Genomic DNA, 16,257 nt, shown 5'->3' on the forward strand with positions numbered 1-16,257 from the left:
CCCATGGCCCACCAGTGGCGCGGCGTCGTCCGCGAGTACGCCGACCGCCTGCCCGTCACCGAGGACACGCGCGTGATCACCCTCGGCGAGGGCGGCACCCCGCTCATCCACGCCCCCCACCTCTCCGAGCTGGTGCAGGGCACCGTGCACGTGAAGTTCGAGGGCATGAACCCGACCGGCTCCTTCAAGGACCGCGGCATGACCATGGCGATCACCGCCGCCGTCGCTGACGGCGCGAAGGCCGTCGTCTGCGCGTCCACCGGCAACACGTCCGCCTCGGCGGCGGCCTACGCCGCGCAGGCCGGGATCACGTGCGCCGTGCTCGTGCCCGAGGGGAAGATCTCGATGGGCAAGATGTCCCAGGCCGTGGCCCACGGCGCGGAGATCCTCCAGGTGCAGGGCAACTTCGACGACTGCCTCGAGGTGGCCCGCAAGCTGGCCGAGAACTACCCCGTGTTCCTCGTGAACTCCGTCAACCCGGCCCGCATCGAGGGGCAGAAGACCGGCGCGTTCGAGGTCGTGGACACCCTCGGCGACGCCCCGGACTACCACCTGCTGCCCGTGGGCAACGCGGGCAACATCACCGCGTACTGGAAGGGCTACCGCGAGTACGCCGCCCCCTACGTGAACCCGCACGAGGGCGCCTCGGACGCCGAGCTGCCCGCGGTGGCCACGAAGACCCCCGTGATGTGGGGCTTCCAGGCCGCGGGCGCCGCCCCGATCGTCCAGGGCCACCCCGTGACCGACCCGGACACGATCGCCACCGCCATCCGGATCGGCAACCCGGCCTCGTGGGAGCAGGCCGAGGCCGCCCGCGACGAGTCCGGCGGGATGATCGACTCCGTCACGGACGAGGAGATCCTCGAGGCCCATCGCTGGCTCTCCGCGAAGGAGGGCGTGTTCGTCGAGCCCGCCTCCGCCGCCGGCGTCGCCGGGCTGCTCAAGCACCACGCCGCCGGGAACGTGCCGGCCGGCAAGAGCTGGGTCATCACCGTCACCGGCCACGGCCTCAAGGACCCGCAGTGGGCCCTGCGCGGCGCCGACGGCGCCGACGTGACCCCGCGCTCGGTGCCGTTCGACGTGGTCACCGTCGCCCAGGCCCTCGGCCTGAGCTGAGCCATGGCCGCACCGCAGCCGCTGGCGCCCGGGACCGCCGCGTCCGTCTCCGTCCCCGCCACCTCCGCCAACCTCGGCCCCGGCTTCGACTCGATGGGCCTGGCCCTGGAGCTGCGCGACGAGGTGACGCTCACGGTCGTGGCGGGCCCCGACGTCGCGGAGGTCGAGGGGGAGGGCGCGGCCACCCTGCCGCGGGACGGCGCGCACCTGATCCTGCGCCTGGCGCACGAGCACCTGCGGGACCGCGGGTTCACCGCGCCGGGGCTGCACCTGCGCGCCGTGAACCGGATCCCGCACGCCCGCGGACTCGGCTCGTCCGCGGCCGCCGTCGTCGCGGCCTACGCCGCGGCCGAGGCCCTGCTGCCGGCCGCGCTGCGCCGGGCGCCCGCGGACCTGCTCGAGGCGGCCACCCGCTTCGAGGGGCACCCGGACAACGTCGCCCCCGCGCTCGTGGGCGGGGCCACCGTCTCCTGGACCCGTGACGACGTCCCCGGCCCGGCCACGGCGCGGCTGCGGCTGCACGAGCGCGTGGTGCCGGTGGTCGCGATCCCGGACACCGAGCTGTCCACCCACGTCGCCCGGGGCGTGCTGCCCGCCGAGGTGCCCCACGCCGTGGCGGCGGCCCAGGCCGGCCGTGCCGCGCTGCTCGTCCACGCGCTGGCGGAGGACCCCGCGCTGCTGCCGGCCGCCACGCGCGACTGGCTGCACCAGGAGCCGCGCGCCGTGACCATGCCGGCCAGCGCCGCACTGGTCGCGGGGCTGCGCGAGCGCGGCCACGCCGCCGTCGTCTCCGGCGCGGGTCCCACGGTGCTCGCGCTGTGCGACGGCGTCCAGGCGGCCGAGCACGCCACGGAGGCGGCGCGTGCTCTGACGGCGGACGGGGCGGCCGCCTGGCGCGTGCTGGTGCCGTGCGTGGCCGTGGACGGTGTTAGGGTGGAATCACTCCACCACGGCTGACCCCACCGCCTCGCGCGGCCCGGGTCTCCGGTGCCCGGGCCTGTGACGGCCGGACGCACCGTGCGCCGTCGGCCGGAACCCCGCCGCGATCCATCCCGTGCTGCGCACGGCCGGCGTGCGGGATCCGCTCCGGCTCGGTCGAGTCCGGACGCCTCCGCCCCGTCACGCAGCGACTGCGCACGATCAGGGGAGGCGCCACTGCTGAGTTCACACCATGAAACCCGGTTTTCTGGGGCGCCGCTGCGCGGCCCGACCGGATGCACACCGCAGCCCGACGCGCCACGCGCCGCCGGGCCGCATTCGAGGGAGAAGGAACCTTCGTGACCGAATCCACGGAACAGACCACGCCGACGAACGGCGGTGGCCTGGCCTCGCTCAAGCTCGCCCAGCTCCAGGCCCTGGCCTCCCAGCTCGGCATCGCCGGCGGCTCGCGCATGCGCAAGGCCGACCTGGTGACCGCGATCTCCGACCACCAGCGCGGCGGCTCCGTGGCGGACCGCGACGCCGCCGAGCGCGCGGCCCAGGCCCCCGCGGCCCCCGCCGCCGAGACCGCCCCGGCGGCCGCGTCCTCAGAGGACGCCGCCCCGGCCGCCGAGCGCCCGGCCCGCCGCCGCTCGCGCCGCGCCGACGCCGACACCTCCGCTCCGGCCGCCGCCCAGGACGGGCAGCCCCAGGCCGAGGCCCGCGAGGCCCAGACCGAGCAGGCCCCCCGGGAGACCGCCTCGGACCAGGATCGGTCCGGGGGGTCCGAGACCCGCGACGAGGGCGAGGACCGCCCGCAGTCCGAGCGCCGTTCCCGCGGCCGCCGCCGCGCCGGCGACGACGACGCCCAGCAGGGTCAGGACCGTCGCTCCGACGGCGCCCAGGGCGAGGACGGCGCCGACGCGGACCGCCGCGGCGACCGGGAGGACCGTGACGACAACGGGCGCGAGAACGGCCGCGGCCGCAACGGCCGCAACGGGCGGGACCGCGACAACGGCCGCGACCGCGAGAACGGCCGCGAGAACAACCGGGACCGTGAGAACGGCCGCGACGGCTCGCGCGAGCAGCGCGGCGACAAGTCCGAGGACGGTGGCCGGGGCGACGGCGGACGCGGGGACCGCAGCCGCCGCGACGACCGCGACGACGAGGGCGGCCGCAACCGTCGCAACCGCCGCAACCGCAACGAGCGCGGCCGCAACCGCCGTGGCCGCGGCGGCCCCGAGGTCGACGAGACCGAGCTGACCGAGGACGACGTCCTGCAGCCCGTGGCCGGCATCCTCGACGTGCTGGACAACTACGCGTTCGTCCGCACCTCCGGCTACCTGCCGGGCCCGAACGACGTCTACGTCTCCCTGGCCATGGTGAAGAAGTACGGTCTGCGCAAGGGCGACGCCGTCGTCGGCGCGATCCGCGCCCCGCGCGACGGTGAGAAGCAGCAGCACCACGGCGGCGGCTCCAACCGTCAGAAGTTCAACGCCCTGGTGAAGATCTCCTCGGTCAACGGTCAGCCCGCCGTCGAGCACCCGCAGCGCGTGGAGTTCGGCAAGCTCGTGCCGCTGTACCCGCAGGAGCGCCTGCGCCTGGAGACCGATCCCAAGCTGATCGGCCCCCGCGTGATCGATCTGGTCAGCCCCATCGGCAAGGGCCAGCGCGGCCTCATCGTCTCCCCGCCCAAGGCCGGCAAGACGATGATCCTGCAGTCGATCGCCAACGCGATCAAGACGAACAATCCCGAGGTCCACCTCATGATGGTGCTCGTCGACGAGCGCCCCGAGGAGGTCACCGACATGCAGCGGTCGGTGGACGGCGAGGTCATCGCCTCCACGTTCGACCGCCCGGCGGACGACCACACCACCCTCGCCGAGCTGGCCATCGAGCGCGCCAAGCGCCTCGTGGAGATGGGCCGCGACGTCGTCGTGCTGCTCGACTCCATGACCCGCCTGGGCCGCGCCTACAACCTGGCCGCCCCGGCCTCGGGCCGCATCCTCTCCGGCGGTGTGGACTCCTCGGCGCTGTACCCGCCGAAGAAGTTCTTCGGCGCCGCCCGCAACATCGAGAACGGCGGCTCGCTGACCATCCTGGCCACCGCGCTGGTCGAGACCGGCTCGCGCATGGACGAGGTGATCTTCGAGGAGTTCAAGGGCACCGGCAACATGGAGCTGCGCCTGTCCCGTCACCTCGCGGAGCGCCGCATCTTTCCGGCGGTGGACGTCAACGCGTCCGGCACCCGCCGCGAGGAGGCCCTGCTCTCGCAGGAGGAGGTCAAGATCATGTGGAAGCTGCGCCGGGTGCTCTCTGGCCTCGAGCAGCAGCAGGCCCTCGACCTGCTCACCAACAAGATCAAGGACACCGCGTCCAACGCCGAGTTCCTCATGCTGGTCTCCAAGACCACGCTGGGGTCCAAGGGCGACGACTGACCGCCCCGTCGCACGGCCCCGTCCCGCCCGGGGGAGCTCGTCTCCGCCGGACGGGGCGGGGCCGTCCGCGTCGGACAGCCCGGCCCGCTGAGGCCGGAGGAGGAGAGGCACGCACGTGTTCGATTCGGAGCAGCGGCGCGAGGCCGTGGATCGGCTCCTGGCGGAGCATCGCGAGCTGACGGCGCGCCTGTCCGACCCGGCGGTGCACCAGGACCCGGCGCTCGCCCGGAGGCTGAACCGGCGGTTCGCCGAGCTCGGCGCCGTGGTGACGGCGCACCGCGCCTGGTCGGCGGCCGCGGAGGAGCTGGCCGACGCGCGGGAGCTGGCCGCGGCCGGCGACGACGACGCGGCGGCCTTCGCGGCCGAGGTGCCCGGTCTGGAGGCGGCCGAGGCCGAGGCCGCCGAACGGCTGCGCCGGCTGCTGATCCCGCGCGACCCCGACGACGCGCGCGACGTGATCCTCGAGATCAAGGGCGGCGAGGGCGGCGAGGAGGCGGCCCTGTTCGCCGGCGACCTGCTGCGCATGTACCTGCGCTACGCCGAGTCCCGGGGCTGGAAGACGGAGGTCCTCTCCGCCACGCACTCCGACCTGGGCGGCTACAAGGACGTCCACGTGGCGGTGCGGGGGAGCGCGGCCGACCCGGCCGACGGCGTCTACGCCCGGCTCAAGTTCGAGGGCGGCGTGCACCGAGTGCAGCGCGTGCCCGTCACCGAGTCCCAGGGCCGCATCCACACCTCCGCCGCCGGCGTGCTCGTGCTGCCCGAGGTGGACGCCCCGGACGAGGTCCACCTCGATCCGAACGACCTCAAGGTGGACGTCTTCCGCTCCTCCGGGCCGGGCGGCCAGTCCGTCAACACGACCGACTCCGCGGTGCGCCTGACGCACCTGCCCACGGGGATCGTCGTCTCCATGCAGAACGAGAAGTCCCAGATCCAGAACCGCGAGGCCGCGCTGCGCGTGCTGCGGTCGCGGCTGCTCGAGCGGCAGCGGGCGGAGCAGGACGCCGAGGACTCCGCGGCGCGCGCCGCGCAGGTGCGCACCATGGACCGCTCGGAACGCATCCGCACCTACAACTTCCCGGAGAACCGGATCGCGGACCACCGCACCGGCTACAAGGCGCACAACCTCGACGCGGTCCTCGACGGCGACCTCGAGGCCGTGATCGCCTCCTGCCTCGCCCTCGACGAGCAGCGGCGGCTCGCCGCGCTGGGCGGGGACGCGTGAGCGCACCGGCCTGGTCCGCGCTGCTGCGCGACGCCGCCGCCCGCCTGACCGCGGCGGGCATCGACTCGCCGCGCGTGGACGCCGAGCTGCTGCTGGCCCACGTGCTCGGACTCGACCGCGGCGCGCTGCTGGCCCGGGTGTTCGCCGGGGCCGTGGCCGAGCCCGCGCAGGCGGCGGCGTTCGAGGCGCTCGTCGGGCGCCGCGCCGCCCGCGAGCCCGTCCAGCACCTGACCGGCGTCGCGCACTTCCACGGGCTCGACCTGGCGGTCGGCCCGGGCGTCTTCATCCCGCGGCCGGAGACCGAGCTGCTCGTGGAGACCGTCGTGGCCGACCTGGCCGCGCGGCCCGCGGCGGGCGTCGTGGTGGACCTGTGCACCGGCTCCGGCGCGATCGCCGCGGCCGTCGCGGGGTGGGGCGAGGCGCGGGGCCGCCCGCTCGCCGTCACCGCCGTCGAGCTCGACCCGACGGCGGCCGACTGGGCCCGGCGGAACCTCGCCCCGCGCGGGGTCGACCTGCGACAAGGTGATGCCCTTGTCGCATGCCCCGACCTCGAGGGCCGCGTGGACGTCGTCGTGAGCAACCCGCCCTATGTGCCCGGGGCCGAGGTGCCCGTCCAACCGGAGGCCCGACTGGACCCGGCGCGGGCGCTCTACGGCGGGGACGCGCCCGGGCTGCGGATCCCGCGCGCCATCGCGCACCGGGCGGCGGACCTGCTCGTCCCGGGCGGCCTGTTCGCCATGGAGCACCACGAGACGCAGGGCCCGGCCCTCCTGGCCGCCCTCGGCGCGGACCGGCGGTTCACGGGCGTCCGAGTCCACCAGGACCTCACCGGACGAGACCGGTTCCTCACGGCGCGCCGGTCCTGCGACGCCGTGGCGGGCGCGGAGGTGGAAGAATGACCGACGTGAGTGACTTCATCGACGTCTCGGATCCGGCCGCCCTCGAGGATGCCGTGGCCCGCGCCCGCGAGGTCCTCGCGGACCGCGGCTGCGTGGTCCTGCCCACGGACACCGTCTACGGCATCGGAGCGGACGCGTTCTCCCCGCTGGCCGTGGCCGTGCTGCTGGCCGCCAAGGGCCGTGGCCGCACCATGCCGCCGCCCGTGCTCATCGCGGACCGCCGCGTCATGGCCGGCCTCGCGTACGACGTGCCGGAGGAGGCCGAGGCCCTCGCCGGGCGCTTCTGGCCCGGCGCCCTCACGCTCATCCTCAAGTCCCAGCCCACGCTGACCTGGGACCTCGGCGAGACCCGCGGCACCGTCGCCCTGCGCGTGCCCGACGACGCGGTGGCCCGCGAACTGCTCTACGCCGTCGGCCCCATGGCCGTCTCCAGCGCGAACCGCACCGGCATGGACGCCGCCACCACCGCCGACGCCGCCCGCTCGATGCTGGGGGAGTCCGTGGCCCTCTACCTCGACGCCGGCCCCCGCGAGAGCCGGGATCCCTCGACGATCGTGGACTGCACCGTCACCCCGTTCCGCGTGGCCCGGCAGGGCTCCGTGCCCCTGGAGGAGCTGCGCGCGGTGGTGCCGGACCTGCTCGCCGAGGGCGAGGAGCCGCCGGTCGCCGCCGAGCGGATCGCGGCCGCCGACGACGCCGCCGCGGCGCGCCCCGCCGACCGGGAGGCCTGACCGGCCCCCATGCGCGCGTATCTCGTCCTGGTCATGGTCACGGCCGTCGCCTGCGGGGCCCTGACGCCCCTCATGCGCCGGCTGGGGCTGGGCGCGCGCGTGTTCACCCCGCTGCGCCAGCGGGATGTGCACCGGCACCCCGTGCCGAAGCTGGGCGGCGTGGCCATGGCCGCGGCCGTGCTGGTGGGATTCGCCGTCGGGGGAGTCGTGCCGTTCCTCCAGGGGATCTACGCGGACGACGCCGCGATGCGCGGGCTCCTGGTCGCCGTCGCCGTCGTGCTCGTCGTGGGCATCGCCGACGACATGTGGGACCTGCGCTGGTGGGTGAAGATGGCCGGCCAGGTGCTGGCCGGACTCGCGGTGGCCCTGGGCGGGATCCGCATCGAGGCGATGCCGGTGGGCTGGATCCCGGTGGGGAACGAGACCACGCAGGTCATCCTCACGGTGTTCGCCGTGGTGCTGACGATGAACGCGATCAACTTCGTGGACGGTCTGGACGGCCTGGCGGCGGGCGTCGCGCTGATCGGCGGCTCGGCCTTCTTCGTCTACTCGTATCTGCTGACGCGGACCATCAACCAGTTCGACTACGCCAACCTCGCCACCCTGCTCATGGCCCTGCTCGTCGGCGCGTGCGTGGGCTTCCTGCCGTGGAACCTGTCCCCGGCCCGCATCTTCATGGGCGAGGTGGGGGCCATGCTCATCGGCCTGCTGATGGCCGCGGCCGCGGTCGCCGTGACCGCCGACGTCAACGCCCTGGACGGGATGCGCTTCCGCAACGTCCCCGCCTACACGCCGATCCTGCTGCCCGTCGCCGTCCTCGCCCTGCCGCTCGCGGACCTCGCCCTGGCCGTGCTGCGGCGCACGGCCAAGGGCACCAGCCCCTTCTCGGCGGACCGCGGGCACCTGCACCACAAGCTCGTGGACGGCGGCTACACCCAGGCGCAGGCCGTCGCGCTGCTCTGGCTCTGGGCGTTCCTCGTGGCATGGGGCGCGGTGTCCCTGAACTTCGTGGACCACATGATCGTCCTACCCGTGCTCGCCGTGGCCCTGGCCGGAGCCGGCTACCTCACCCTGCATCCGATCGTGGAGCGCCGTCGCGCGGACCGGCACGACGCCGCGGCCCACCCGGACGAGCGGGGGGACGCGTGACCGGGGCGGGCGGCCGCCGACGCCGGCGCCGCTGGGAGAACCGCCGCGGCTGGTGGGGGATCCTCGGGTGGTCCCTGACCGCGGCGGGGGCTGCCCTGGCGATCACGTGCGCCGCGTGGCTGCTCTCCGTCGGCGGGGAGGCGGCCGGGAGCGCCCTGCTGGGCGGCGGCGCGGTGCTCGCGCTCTCGGCGCTCACCGGGGCGACGACGGCACTCGTGTGGGACCGGGCGCGCGAGGCGGCGCTGCCGGTCAGCGTGGGGCTGTTCGTGCTCAAGATCGCGGTGTTCGCGGTGCTGCTGGGGGTCCTGCCCCGCCCCGGCTGGGTCCGGGCGGACGCGGCGGCGATCGCCGCCCTCGTGACGATCCTCGTCTGGCAGGCCGCGGAGGTCCTCGTCTTCGCGCGGACCCGCCGCGGGATCTACACCGACTGACCCGCCCGAGGGGCGAAGACACCGAGCCGGGGGCCATGTCGTGGGCCCCTTCTGCGGTACGGAGCACGGGTCACCGTTTGGTATCGTTGGCGGCGAACACTTCGACGGCGCCCACCTGCCGCCATCCGTGTCTCGCATCGCACCGGTACCCCCGCAATGTCGCGGCGCCCGCCTGTGGTCCGGGGACGAGGCTGCGGTCCCGTCGACTGCATCACTTCGGAGAGGAACCGCGTGCTGACCCTCGTGCTGGCCAACGCATCATTCGTGCCCCCCACCATCTCTGATGGTCACCTCCCGGAGATCTTCCCCTGGGGTGCGGAGTACGGCACCGGCTTCGGCAAGCAGATGCTGCTCGTCCTGCTCTCCGTAGTGCTCATCACCGCCTTCTTCGCGTGGGCCATGCGCCGTCCCCGGCTCGTGCCCGGCAAGGCCCAGTGGCTCGCCGAGTCCGGCTACTCCTTCGTCCGGAACGACATCGCGAAGGACATCCTGGGCGAGAAGAACTTCAAGCAGTGGGTCCCGCTGCTCTTCTCCATCTTCTTCTTCGTGCTGCTGAACAACCTGTTCGGCGCCATCCCGGTGCTGCAGCTGCCGACCTTCTCCCACGCGGGCGCCGCCTACGGCCTGGCCCTCATCGTCTACGCGATCTGGATCGGCGTCGGCATCAAGCGCCACGGCGTGCGCTACCTGAAGCTGGCCGTCGTGCCCTCGGGTGTGCCCGGCTGGATCCTGCCGCTGCTCGTGCCGCTGGAGATCATCTCCAACTTCATCGTGCGCCCGCTGACCCACTCCCTGCGTCTGATGGCCACCATGCTCTCCGGCCACATGATCGTGATGCTCGCCGGCGCCGGCGCCGCCTACCTGATCACGCAGACCGGCAGCCTGGCCCTGCAGGGCACCGGCATCCTGGTCATCCTCGGCTCGGTGGCCCTGTACTTCCTCGAGCTGCTGATCATGTACCTGCAGGCCTTCGTCTTCACGCTGCTGACCGCGATCTACATCCAGGGCGCGATCGACGCGAACGACCACTGATCTTCCGGGGCCGCCTCGGGCACGACCCAGGCGGCTGCGGTACGGCGGGAGAGCCCGCCACCAGTCTTCCCGGCCCTCCGCAGGAGGACCACCCGGGAGGCCGACCCTCCACAACCCGGCCGGACACCTCGGCCTCGTGAAAGGAACACCATGGAACTGCACGGTTCGCTCAACATGATCGGCTACGGCCTCGCCGCCATCGGCTCCGCCATCGGCGTGGGCCTGATCTTCGCCGCCTACATCAACGGCGTCGCCCGTCAGCCGGAGGCCCAGCGCATCCTGCAGCCGATCGCCCTCCTGGGCTTCGCGCTCGCCGAGGCCCTCGCCATCCTGGGCCTCGTCTTCGCCTTCGTCATCGGCGCCTGACGCGCCGCGTCCACGGAGCGCCCGCACGGTGAGACCGTCGGTGCTCCCTCTCCACAGGACTCTTGACCGAAGGATGGTTGAAACATGATCAGCAACGGACTGATCCTCGCGGCGGCTGAGGGGGCCAACCCCCTGATCCCCAACCCGTGGGAGATCCTCGTCGTCGTGGTGGGCTTCGCCCTGCTCATGTTCATCGTCATCAAGTTCATCGTCCCGACCCTCGAGAAGTCCTACCAGGACCGTGTCGAGGCGATCGAGGGCGGTCTGGCCAAGGCTGAGAAGGCCCAGGCCGAGGCGAACGCGATGATGGCGGACTACGAGTCGCAGCTGGCGGACGCCCGCACCGAGGCGAACCGCATCCGCGAGGATGCCCGCACCGAGGCCGCCGAGATCGTGGCCGAGGCGCGCGAGCGCGCGACCGCCGAGGCGACGCGCATCTCCGAGCAGGCGCAGGCGCAGATCGCCGCCGAGCGTCAGCAGGCCGCCGCGCAGCTCAAGGGCGAGGTCGGCTCGCTGGCCACGACCCTGGCCGGCAAGATCGTGGGCGAGTCCCTCGAGGACGACGCCCGCTCGCAGCGCGTGGTCGACCGCTTCCTGGCTGACCTGGACCGTCACCAGAGCGCAGGTGTCGCCGAATGATGACGGGCGCATCGAGGGACTCCCTGGCCGCCTCCCTGGAGGCCGTCGGTCCGGTGCTGGACGAGGGCGGCGTGGCCCTGGCACGCGAGCTGTTCGGCGCGCTGGACGTGGTGGACGAGCACGGCGCCCTGCGCCGCGCCCTGACCGACCCCGCCTGGACCACCGAGCGCCGTCACGGCCTCGTCGACTCGCTGTTCGGCGCCCGGGTGACCCCCGGTGCACTGCAGGTCCTCAAGGACCTGGCCGGCCGCCGCTGGTCGGCGGAGCGCGATCTCGGGGACGCCCTCGAGACGGTGGCCGCGCACGCGGCCGCCGCGGAGGCCGCACGCGGCGGACACGCGGGCCTGGCCGCCCTCTCGGGCGAGCTGCTGGCCTTCAACCGCACGGTGGAGGACTCGCACGAGGTGCAGCGGGCGCTCACCGATCAGCACGCACCCCTCGAGGCACGGGCCGCTCTGGCCGGTCGTCTCCTGGGCGAGTCGGCCAGCCCGGCCGGCCGACTGCTGGTCGAGCGCGCCGTCTCGGCCCCGCGCGGCCTGAAGCCGTCCGCCGCTATCCGCAAGGCCGCGGACGTCGTCGCCGAGCGGCAGCGCCAGTGGATCGCCGAGGTGACCGTGGCCCGGCCGCTCGAGGCCGAGCAGCAGGAGCGGCTGGCCCTGGGCCTGCGCCGCGCCTTCGGCCGCGATCTCGTCATGGACGTGACGGTGGACCCCCACGTGGTGGGCGGCATCCGCGTCCAGGTCGGCGACGACGTCGTCGACGGGTCCATGGCCTCGCGCCTCCACGACCTCCAGCGGCGGATGGCCGGCTGACGCCGGCTCCCGCCCGCATCCGGAACACCCACGAACGTAAGCATCATCGTCACGTCGATGATCACCAAGCACAGAGAGCAGGGACTGCAGATGGCCGAATTGACCATCAACGCTGACGATGTCCGCAATGCCTTGAATGATTTCGCGGCATCGTACGAACCGTCGGGCACCGATCGCACCGAGGTCGGCCGTGTCATCTCCGCGGCGGACGGCATCGCTCGTGTGGAGGGTCTGCCCTCCGTCATGGCGAACGAGCTGCTGCGCTTCGAGAACGGCATCCAGGGCCTGGCCCAGAACCTCGACACCCGCGAGATCGGTGTCGTCGTCCTCGGCGAGTTCCAGGAGATCCGCGAGGGCATGGAGGTGCAGCGCACCGGCGAGATCCTCTCCGTTCCGGTGGGCGACGCCTTCCTGGGCCGCGTGGTGGACCCACTGGGCCAGCCCATCGACGACCTGGGCCCGATCGAGGCCGAGGGCCGCCGTGCCCTCGAGCTGCAGGCGCCGACCGTGACCGAGCGCAAGTCGGTCCACGAGCCGCTGCAGACCGGCATGAAGGCCATCGACGCCATGATCCCGATCGGCCGTGGCCAGCGTCAGCTGATCATCGGTGACCGCCAGACCGGCAAGACCGCGATCGCCGTCGACACGATCCTCAACCAGAAGGCCAACTGGGAGTCGGGCGACGTCGAGAAGCAGGTCCGCTGCGTCTACGTGGCCGTGGGCCAGAAGGCCTCCACCATCGCCGGCGTCCGCGCCACGCTGGAGGAGCACGGCGCCCTGGAGTACACCACCATCGTGGCCTCCCCGGCGTCCGACCCGGCCGGCTTCAAGTACCTCGCCCCCTACGCCGGCTCGGCCATCGGCCAGCACTGGATGTACGGCGGCAAGCACGTGCTGATCATCTTCGATGACCTGTCGAAGCAGGCCGAGGCCTACCGCGCCGTCTCCCTGCTGCTGCGCCGCCCGCCGGGCCGCGAGGCCTACCCGGGCGACGTCTTCTACCTGCACTCCCGGCTCCTCGAGCGCTGCGCCAAGCTCTCGGACGAGATGGGCGCAGGCTCGATGACCGGCCTGCCGATCATCGAGACCAAGGCGAACGACGTGTCGGCCTACATCCCGACCAACGTCATCTCCATCACCGACGGCCAGATCTTCCTGCAGTCGGACCTGTTCAACGCCAACCAGCGTCCTGCCGTGGACGTGGGCATCTCGGTGTCCCGCGTGGGCGGCGCCGCCCAGGTCAAGGCCATGAAGAAGGTCTCCGGCACGCTGAAGCTGGACCTGGCGCAGTACCGCGACCAGCAGGCGTTCTCCATGTTCGCCTCCGACCTGGACCCGGCCACCCGCCGCCAGCTCGCCCGCGGTGAGCGCCTCATGGAGCTGCTCAAGCAGCCGCAGTACTCGCCCTACCCGGTCGAGGAGCAGGTCGTGTCCATCTGGGCCGGCTCCAAGGGCCACCTCGACGAGGTGCCGGTGCAGGACGTGCTGCGCTTCGAGCGCGAGTTCATCGACCACCTGCGTCGCCACACCTCCGTCCTGACCGACATCGCCTCCACCGGCAAGCTCGAGGACGGCACCGTGTCCGCGCTCGAGTCGGCCGTCGCCGAGTTCTCCAAGGGCTTCCAGTCCTCCGAGGACGGCGGCGTGCAGGCCGGCCACGAGGAGCACCGCGCGATCGAGCAGGACCAGGTCGCGCAGGAGCAGATCACCAAGCAGAAGCGCTGACCGCCGGTCGGTGAGGGAGCGGTCCGGCGTCGGACCCCACGGGGACGACGCCGGGCCGCCCTCCCGCCAGGGAAAGGACCACCATGGGAGCCCAGATCCGGGTCTACCGTCAGAAGATCGCGTCGACGTCGTCGATGAAGAAGATCTTCAAGGCGATGGAGCTGATCGCCACGTCTCGCATCACCAAGGCACGTGAGCGCGTCAGCGCGTCGCTGCCCTACGCGAACGCGATCACCCGCGCCGTCTCGGCCGTGTCGAGCCAGCACGACATCGATCATGTCCTCACCACGGAGCCCGAGAACCCGACCCGGGCGGCCGTGCTCATCATGTCCTCGGACCGCGGCCTCGCCGGCGCGTACTCCGCGAACGTGCTGCGCAAGGCCGAGCAGCTCCTCACCCGCCTCGGCGAGGAGGGCAAGGACGTGGACGTGTACGTCGTCGGCCGCAAGGCGCAGACGTACTTCGACTTCCGCGGCCGCGGCTACAAGAAGCTGTGGACCGGTCAGACGGACGCCCCCGTCGCCGAGCGCGCCGCCGAGATCGGCGAGGTGCTCGTGGATGCGTTCCTCACGGACACGGCGGACGGCGGCGTGGACGAGATCCACGTCGTGTTCACCGAGTTCGTCTCGCTCGTGAAGCAGAACCCCCACGTGGTGCGCCTGCTGCCCCTCGAGGTCGTCGAGGAGGAGGCCGCCACCGCCGAGGACGTGCTGCCGCTCTACGAGTACGAGCCGGACGCGGAGGAGGTCCTCGACGCGCTGCTGCCCAAGTACATCGAGTCGCGCATCTTCAACGCGATGCTGCAGTCGGCGGCCTCGGAGCTCGCCAACCGTCAGCGCGCCATGAAGTCGGCGGGCGACAACGCCACGAGCCTCATCAAGGACTACACCCTCCTGATGAACAACGCCCGTCAGGCCGAGATCACCCAGGAGCTCACCGAGCTCATCGCGGGCGCGGACGCGCTCAACAACTCCTGAGCCCGTTCGGGACTCACCAGACTCGCCATCCACACACGATAGAAGTGAGAGAGATGACTGCCACCATCACTGACCAGGGCACCGGGACCCCCACCGGCGGTGCCACCGGACGCGTGTCCCGCGTCATCGGCCCCGTGATCGACGCCGAGTTCCCGGCCAACGCGATGCCGGAGATCTACAACGCGCTGACCACCGAGATCGACTTCAACGGCCAGCGCCGCACGGTCACCTTCGAGGTCGCCCAGCACCTCGGCGACAACATGGTCCGCGCCATCTCCCTGCAGTCCACCGACGGCCTGGTGCGCGGCACCGACGTCGTGGACACCGGTGCCCCCATCTCGGTGCCGGTCGGCGACGCCGTGAAGGGCCACATCTTCAACGTGCTCGGCGAGACCCTGGACATGCCGACCTCGCAGCTGCAGGCCGAGGACCGCTGGCCGATCCACCGCCCGGCCCCGAACTTCGCGTCCCTCGAGGGCTCCACCGAGATGCTGGAGACCGGCATCAAGGTCATCGACCTGCTGACCCCCTACATCAAGGGCGGCAAGATCGGCCTGTTCGGCGGCGCCGGCGTGGGCAAGACCGTGCTCATCCAGGAGATGATCACCCGTGTGGCCCGCAACTTCGGCGGCACCTCCGTGTTCGCCGGCGTCGGCGAGCGCACCCGTGAGGGCAACGACCTCTGGGTCGAGATGGACGAGGCGGACGTCCTGAAGGACACCGCCCTCGTGTTCGGCCAGATGGACGAGCCGCCGGGCACGCGTCTGCGTGTGGCCCTGTCCGCGCTGACCATGGCGGAGTACTTCCGCGATGTGCAGAACCAGGACGTGCTGCTGTTCATCGACAACATCTTCCGCTTCTCGCAGGCCGGTTCCGAGGTCTCCACGCTGCTGGGCCGCATGCCCTCCGCCGTGGGCTACCAGCCGAACCTGGCGGACGAGATGGGTGTGCTCCAGGAGCGCATCACCTCGACCCGCGGCCACTCCATCACCTCGATGCAGGCCGTGTACGTCCCCGCGGACGACTACACCGACCCGGCCCCGGCCAACGTGTTCGCGCACCTGGACGCGACCACCAACCTGACCCGTGACCTCGCGTCCCGTGGCCTGTACCCGGCCGTGGACCCGCTGGCCTCGACCTCGCGCATCCTCGACCCGCAGTACGTGGGCCAGGACCACTACGACGTGGCCATCCGCGTGAAGCAGATCCTGCAGAAGAACAAGGAGCTGCAGGACATCATCGCGATCCTCGGTGTGGACGAGCTCTCCGAGGAGGACAAGATCACCGTGGGCCGCGCCCGCAAGATCGAGCAGTTCCTCTCGCAGAACACCTACACCGCCAAGCAGTTCACCGGCGTCGAGGGCTCCACCGTGCCGGTCAAGGACACCGTCGAGGGCTTCAAGGCCATCGCCGACGGCGACCTGGACCACGTCGCGGAGCAGGCCTTCTACAACGTGGGCGGCCTGGACGACGTCGAGCGCGAGTGGGCCAAGATCCAGGCCGAGGGCTGATCGATCATGGCTGAGCTCAACGTCGAGATCGTCTCCGAGGAGCGGTCCATCTGGTCGGGCGCCGCGTCGGCCGTGTCGGCGCGCACCGTCAACGGTGAGATCGGCATCCTCCCGGGCCACACCCCGATGCTCGCCGTCCTCGGCGACGGCGAGGTCGTGGTGCGGACCACGGACGGCGGCACCGTCACCGCGCAGGCCCGCGGCGGCTTCTTCTCCGTGGACCACGACCGTGTCGTGATCGCCGCGACGTCCGCCCGGCTGGGCGACGCCGCGGCGGCCTGACGCGGC

16 protein-coding genes are annotated in these 16,257 nt (G+C 72.5%); all 16 read left to right on the forward strand.

Annotation, left to right across the window (positions count from 1 at the left end; genetic code table 11):
- Nucleotides 1-3: 3 nt before the first annotated feature.
- Nucleotides 4-1,116 carry a threonine synthase gene (gene thrC, locus ACUW6W_RS00725; protein ID WP_036313078.1) on the forward strand — a complete coding sequence of 371 codons (1,113 nt, stop codon included), beginning with the start codon at nt 4-6 and terminating at the stop codon, nt 1,114-1,116.
- A gap of 3 nt (nt 1,117-1,119) precedes the next feature.
- Nucleotides 1,120-2,073: a homoserine kinase gene (gene thrB, locus ACUW6W_RS00730; RefSeq protein WP_041103240.1), complete on the forward strand. Its 954-nt coding sequence runs from the start codon at nt 1,120-1,122 to the stop codon at nt 2,071-2,073.
- 320 nt (nt 2,074-2,393) lie between these two features.
- Nucleotides 2,394-4,472, forward strand: coding sequence for a transcription termination factor Rho (rho, locus tag ACUW6W_RS00735; RefSeq protein WP_041103238.1), 2,079 nt, complete (start codon nt 2,394-2,396; stop codon nt 4,470-4,472).
- A gap of 115 nt (nt 4,473-4,587) precedes the next feature.
- On the forward strand, nt 4,588-5,697 hold the full coding sequence (gene prfA / locus ACUW6W_RS00740; protein ID WP_098093161.1) for a peptide chain release factor 1: 1,110 nt from the start codon (nt 4,588-4,590) through the stop codon (nt 5,695-5,697).
- Nucleotides 5,694-6,596: a peptide chain release factor N(5)-glutamine methyltransferase gene (gene prmC / locus ACUW6W_RS00745; RefSeq protein ID WP_454179628.1), complete on the forward strand. Its 903-nt coding sequence runs from the start codon at nt 5,694-5,696 to the stop codon at nt 6,594-6,596. The genes prfA and prmC overlap by 4 nt, the downstream gene beginning before the upstream one ends.
- Nucleotides 6,593-7,327 carry an L-threonylcarbamoyladenylate synthase gene (locus ACUW6W_RS00750; RefSeq protein ID WP_036313064.1) on the forward strand — a complete coding sequence of 245 codons (735 nt, stop codon included), beginning with the start codon at nt 6,593-6,595 and terminating at the stop codon, nt 7,325-7,327. Before prmC ends, ACUW6W_RS00750 begins: the two co-directional genes overlap by 4 nt.
- A gap of 9 nt (nt 7,328-7,336) precedes the next feature.
- Nucleotides 7,337-8,476, forward strand: a complete 1,140-nt coding sequence (locus tag ACUW6W_RS00755) for an MraY family glycosyltransferase (RefSeq protein ID WP_041103236.1) — start codon at nt 7,337-7,339, stop codon at nt 8,474-8,476.
- Entirely contained in the window at nt 8,473-8,907 is a 435-nt protein-coding gene (locus ACUW6W_RS00760) for a hypothetical protein (RefSeq protein WP_036382185.1), read from the forward strand. Before ACUW6W_RS00755 ends, ACUW6W_RS00760 begins: the two co-directional genes overlap by 4 nt.
- Before the next feature lie 231 nt (nt 8,908-9,138).
- A complete protein-coding gene (atpB, locus tag ACUW6W_RS00765; RefSeq protein WP_036382182.1) occupies nt 9,139-9,939 on the forward strand; it encodes a F0F1 ATP synthase subunit A in 801 nt (266 codons plus the stop codon).
- Between the two features lie 150 nt (nt 9,940-10,089).
- Complete coding sequence (locus ACUW6W_RS00770) at nt 10,090-10,305, forward strand: ATP synthase subunit C (protein ID WP_002857264.1); 216 nt, start codon at nt 10,090-10,092, stop codon at nt 10,303-10,305.
- Nucleotides 10,306-10,389: 84 nt separating this feature from the next.
- The gene (locus ACUW6W_RS00775; protein ID WP_002857262.1) at nt 10,390-10,944 is read left to right on the forward strand and encodes a F0F1 ATP synthase subunit B; all 555 of its coding nucleotides are present in this window, start codon (nt 10,390-10,392) and stop codon (nt 10,942-10,944) included.
- The gene (locus ACUW6W_RS00780; protein WP_454179630.1) at nt 10,941-11,756 is read left to right on the forward strand and encodes a F0F1 ATP synthase subunit delta; all 816 of its coding nucleotides are present in this window, start codon (nt 10,941-10,943) and stop codon (nt 11,754-11,756) included. The genes ACUW6W_RS00775 and ACUW6W_RS00780 overlap by 4 nt, the downstream gene beginning before the upstream one ends.
- A 90-nt stretch (nt 11,757-11,846) precedes the next feature.
- Nucleotides 11,847-13,481, forward strand: coding sequence for a F0F1 ATP synthase subunit alpha (gene atpA, locus ACUW6W_RS00785; protein ID WP_036334989.1), 1,635 nt, complete (start codon nt 11,847-11,849; stop codon nt 13,479-13,481).
- Nucleotides 13,482-13,564: 83 nt separating this feature from the next.
- Nucleotides 13,565-14,458: a F0F1 ATP synthase subunit gamma gene (locus tag ACUW6W_RS00790; RefSeq protein ID WP_041103232.1), complete on the forward strand. Its 894-nt coding sequence runs from the start codon at nt 13,565-13,567 to the stop codon at nt 14,456-14,458.
- Nucleotides 14,459-14,511: 53 nt separating this feature from the next.
- Nucleotides 14,512-15,969 (forward strand): F0F1 ATP synthase subunit beta, encoded by a 1,458-nt coding sequence (gene atpD, locus ACUW6W_RS00795; protein WP_041103230.1) that lies wholly within the window; start codon nt 14,512-14,514, stop codon nt 15,967-15,969.
- A 6-nt stretch (nt 15,970-15,975) separates the two neighbouring features.
- Nucleotides 15,976-16,251 (forward strand): F0F1 ATP synthase subunit epsilon, encoded by a 276-nt coding sequence (locus ACUW6W_RS00800; protein ID WP_036313044.1) that lies wholly within the window; start codon nt 15,976-15,978, stop codon nt 16,249-16,251.
- Nucleotides 16,252-16,257: the final 6 nt, after the last annotated feature.

The organism is Micrococcus sp. 093350064-1 (assembly GCF_053627955.1).

What these genes read in the sequence shown, in the direction of transcription:
- ACUW6W_RS00770 (WP_002857264.1), top strand. Translation starts at nt 10,090, where the DNA reads ATGGAACTGCACGGTTCGCTCAACATGATCGGCTACGGCCTCGCCGCC.
- ACUW6W_RS00755 (WP_041103236.1), top strand. Translation starts at nt 7,337, where the DNA reads ATGCGCGCGTATCTCGTCCTGGTCATGGTCACGGCCGTCGCCTGCGGG.
- thrC (WP_036313078.1), top strand. Translation starts at nt 4, where the DNA reads ATGGCCCACCAGTGGCGCGGCGTCGTCCGCGAGTACGCCGACCGCCTG.
- atpA (WP_036334989.1), top strand. Translation starts at nt 11,847, where the DNA reads ATGGCCGAATTGACCATCAACGCTGACGATGTCCGCAATGCCTTGAAT.
- ACUW6W_RS00750 (WP_036313064.1), top strand. Translation starts at nt 6,593, where the DNA reads ATGACCGACGTGAGTGACTTCATCGACGTCTCGGATCCGGCCGCCCTC.
- ACUW6W_RS00775 (WP_002857262.1), top strand. Translation starts at nt 10,390, where the DNA reads ATGATCAGCAACGGACTGATCCTCGCGGCGGCTGAGGGGGCCAACCCC.
- ACUW6W_RS00800 (WP_036313044.1), top strand. Translation starts at nt 15,976, where the DNA reads ATGGCTGAGCTCAACGTCGAGATCGTCTCCGAGGAGCGGTCCATCTGG.
- ACUW6W_RS00790 (WP_041103232.1), top strand. Translation starts at nt 13,565, where the DNA reads ATGGGAGCCCAGATCCGGGTCTACCGTCAGAAGATCGCGTCGACGTCG.
- thrB (WP_041103240.1), top strand. Translation starts at nt 1,120, where the DNA reads ATGGCCGCACCGCAGCCGCTGGCGCCCGGGACCGCCGCGTCCGTCTCC.
- ACUW6W_RS00780 (WP_454179630.1), top strand. Translation starts at nt 10,941, where the DNA reads ATGATGACGGGCGCATCGAGGGACTCCCTGGCCGCCTCCCTGGAGGCC.
- atpD (WP_041103230.1), top strand. Translation starts at nt 14,512, where the DNA reads ATGACTGCCACCATCACTGACCAGGGCACCGGGACCCCCACCGGCGGT.